The organism is Yoonia sp. R2-816 (assembly GCF_046762905.1).
Taxonomy (GTDB): domain Bacteria; phylum Pseudomonadota; class Alphaproteobacteria; order Rhodobacterales; family Rhodobacteraceae; genus Yoonia.
The window spans coordinates 1-3,472 of sequence record NZ_JBKQXN010000110.1 but is presented as its reverse complement, the minus strand read 5'-3'; the positions used below and the strand labels follow the sequence as shown (position 1 = coordinate 3,472).

Annotated in this window: 1 protein-coding gene; it reads left to right on the top strand. The window is 67.2% G+C overall.

Going from position 1 to position 3,472, the window contains the following annotated elements:
* Window positions 1-30 precede the first annotated feature (30 nt).
* The coding region (locus ACFWW2_RS01955; protein ID WP_393925681.1) for a condensation domain-containing protein at window positions 31-3,472 on the top strand (3,442 nt) is incomplete at its 3' end.

Here is a 3,472-nt window from a genome sequence, read left to right as displayed (position 1 = left end):
GCAGGCAACGCGGCCGACAGTGAGAGCGGTGTGACCTATCTGCCGTTTGGCTGGGAGCGTCTGTGGCTGTCGGGTGCGCTGCCGGATCGTGTGCTGTGCCATGCGCGTGTGCGGCCGGTGGAAGAGGACGGCGGTGACAGTAACGCCGGTGTGGTGCCGGAAGTGCGTCTGGCGGATCTGTCCTTCTACGACCTGGATGGCCGGCCGCTGGGCGGTGTGACGGGCTTCAGCCTGAAGCGGGCGCCGCGGGCGGCGCTGCTGTCGGCGAGCGAGCGTATCGAGGATCTGCTTTACGAGGTTGTGTGGCGGGGTGTGACGCCGGCCGCGGATGATGCGGCAGACGAGGCGGCTGGCCCTGTTCTTCTGGTGGATGGCGGCGATGGCAGCGGGCCGGTGCTGGCGGCGATTGCTGACGGTCTGACGGCGCGGGGCGTGCCGGTGGTGACGGGAGCGGGCGAAGACCCGGCACGGCTGCTGGGCTCGGTGCCGGTGCCGGCCGGCGGTCCTCAGGCCGAGAACGGCATGACCGATGACGGCGGCGAGGCACTGGCCGAACCGGATCTTGGCGGCCCTGGTCTTGGTGGCATTGTGTATGTGGCTCCGGCGGGAGCCGCAGAAGAGGACGAGGCGGACCCTGCGGAGGCCTCGTCGCGGCGCCTTGCCCGGCTACTGGGTCTGGTGCAAGAGGCCGTGTCTTCTGAGTTGTCGCTGCCTTTGGGCCTGACGGTGGTGACGGCGGGCGGCGTGGCGGCGGTACCGGGTGAGGCGGTCGATCCGGCTGCGGCGAGCCTTTGGGGTTTTGTCCGCTCGGTTCAGGCCGAGCAGCCGGGCCTGGGGCTGCGGCTGGTGGATATCGAACCGAGTGCGGCGGCCGGAGAGAAACTGATTGGCCTGCTGGCGGGTGGCGGCCCGGAGCCGCAGCTGGCGCTGCGCGGCGGGCAGTTCATGGCACCGCGGCTGGGGCGGACGACCGGTTTCTCTGAGGCTTCCCTGACGTTACGGCCGGACCGGAGTTATTTGATCACGGGCGGTCTGGGCGCGCTGGGGCTGGAGGCGGGCGAGTGGCTGGCGCGCTCCGGGGCCGGTCATGTGGTGCTGGCGGGCCGCCGGGCGCCGGACACGACAGTGCAAGAGCGTCTGGCGGCGCTTGAGGCGGAGACCGGCTGTGTCGTCGCGACGGCGCGCCTGGACGTGTCGGACGGCGATGCGGTGGCGGCGCTGGTCGGCCGCTTTGCGGCGAACGACGTGCCCACGGATACGACAGAAGAAAGAACGGTGGAGGCACCAACGCCAGAGACACCCTGGCCGCCCCTTGCGGGTGTGATCCATGCGGCGGGTGTGCTGGATGACGGTGTGGTGACGGCGCAGACGGGCGAGCGGCTAGCGGGAGTGCTGGGGCCGAAGGCGCGGGGCGCCTGGCACCTGCACGAGGAGAGCCTGGACCTGGACTTGGACCTTTTTGTGCTCTACTCCTCGGTGGCGGCGACGCTGGGTGCGTCGGGCCAGAGCAACTATGCGGCGGCGAACGGCTTCCTGGACGGTCTTGCGGCGCATCGTCAGAGCCTGGGCCTGGCGGCAACGAGCGTTGCCTGGGGTCCGTGGTCTTCGGGCATGACCGAGGATGCGACGGTCAAGGCGAGCGTGGCGCGTCAGGGTCTGCGGCCATTGTCGGCGGGTCCGGCGCACGGCGCGCTTGAGCGTCTGCTGGCGGGTGGCCGGTCTTTTGGCGTGGTGCTGGATGCGAACTGGCGTCGGATGGGCGAGGGTCTGGGGTCGGTGCGACCGGCAATGCTGTCGGGCCTGTTGGCGGCGCCGACGGGTCTTTATGGGGACAACAGCACGCTTTTGGCGCGGCTGCGGGAAACGCCGGCCGGGGATCGGAAAGGCGTGCTCGTCGCGTTTTTGCAGGACGAGCTGCGGTCGGTGCTGCGTCTGGGGACGGCGCCGGCGCCCTCGGCCGGGCTCTTCGATCTGGGCATGGATTCGCTGATGGCAGTTGAACTGCGCAACCGGCTGAACGCCGCCCTGGGCGGTGTCTACGAGGCCTCCAACACGGTCGCCTTCGACCATCCGACGGTGGACAAGCTCGCCCGGCATCTGACGGACGAGCTCAATGCGGTTCTCACAGGGGGGCAGACCGGGGTGCAAGAGATTGAGCACGCCGACCGGTCACAGCCAATCCCGGCGACAGCACAGCAGAAGGCCCTGTGGCTGCTGGATCAGCTCGATCCAGCCGCGGGGGTTGCCTACAATGTCTGGGTCGCCCACAGGATCACTGGAGGTCTGGACCACGCGGCGTTGCAAAAAGCCGCCGAGAGCCTCGTGCGGCGTCACGAAAGCCTGCGGACCCGGCTCGTGCGTGGTGCGGCCGGTCCTTTGCAAGTGATCGACGATGCCGAAACGGTCGACGTCTTCCAGAGCGAAGACTGGTCGGGGAACTTCGAGCAACCCGATGTGGCGGCGTATGTCGATCAGATTTGTCGTCAACGCATTGCGCTCGATGCCGACGCTCCGGTCGGGATCCACCTGATCACCCTGGATGGCAATGATCATGTGCTCCTTATCAAGGGGCATCACACGGTGCTGGATGGCGCTTCTTTCGGCGTTCTGTTCGAGGAGCTGACTGAGTTCTATTCAGCTTACCGGACCGGTAGTGCTCCTGATCTTCCCCCGTTGCCGATCCAGTATGCCGATTACGCGATTTGGCTGTCGGACCGCATGTCGGACGATGCGTTCCGGAACGGCCTGGACTATTGGCGCCAGAGCCTTGCCGGTGCTCCGCCCATGACGTCGCTGCCGAGCGACCGTCCACGCCCGGTCGTCATGGACTACCAAAGCGATGCCGTCGCCTTTGACGTGCCGCCGGACCAGTTGGCGGCGCTCAAGGCATTGGCGCGGTCGCGCGGCGCCACCTTGTTCATGGTACTGGAAGCCGCGCTGGCGGCGCTGATCAGCCGGCTGAGTGGCGTCGATGACTTGGTGCTCGGCACCGTTGTGTCCGGCCGCTCGCGTGCCGAGTTTGAGCGGCAGATCGGATACTTCGTGAATGCGATGCCGCTGAGGCATCGCGTCGATCCGCTGGAGCCATTCGAGGCCTTCCTGGATGCGGCCAAGGCGACCGTCATTGACGCCTTCCAGCATGATGGTGTTCCCTTCGCCTCCATCGTCGAGGCGGTCTCGCCGGCCCGATCGCCGGACCATTCGCCGCTCTTCCAGGTGATGCTGGTTTTGCAGGCTCCTGACGACGCCGGTGAGCGGACCGACCTGCGGCTTCCAGGCACAGTAGCCGAGATTATCGCTGCCAACCCTGGCGGACATTTTGAGTTGTTGTTCAATCTGACGGAGACGGGCGAGGGCCTGGTTGGAAGGCTGTCCTATGCCAGCCAGCTGTTCGACCGTGAGACGGCAGAGCGACTTGTGTCGATGTATGGTCGTGTCCTGGACGCTGTCGTTTCCTCGCCGGAAACGTTGA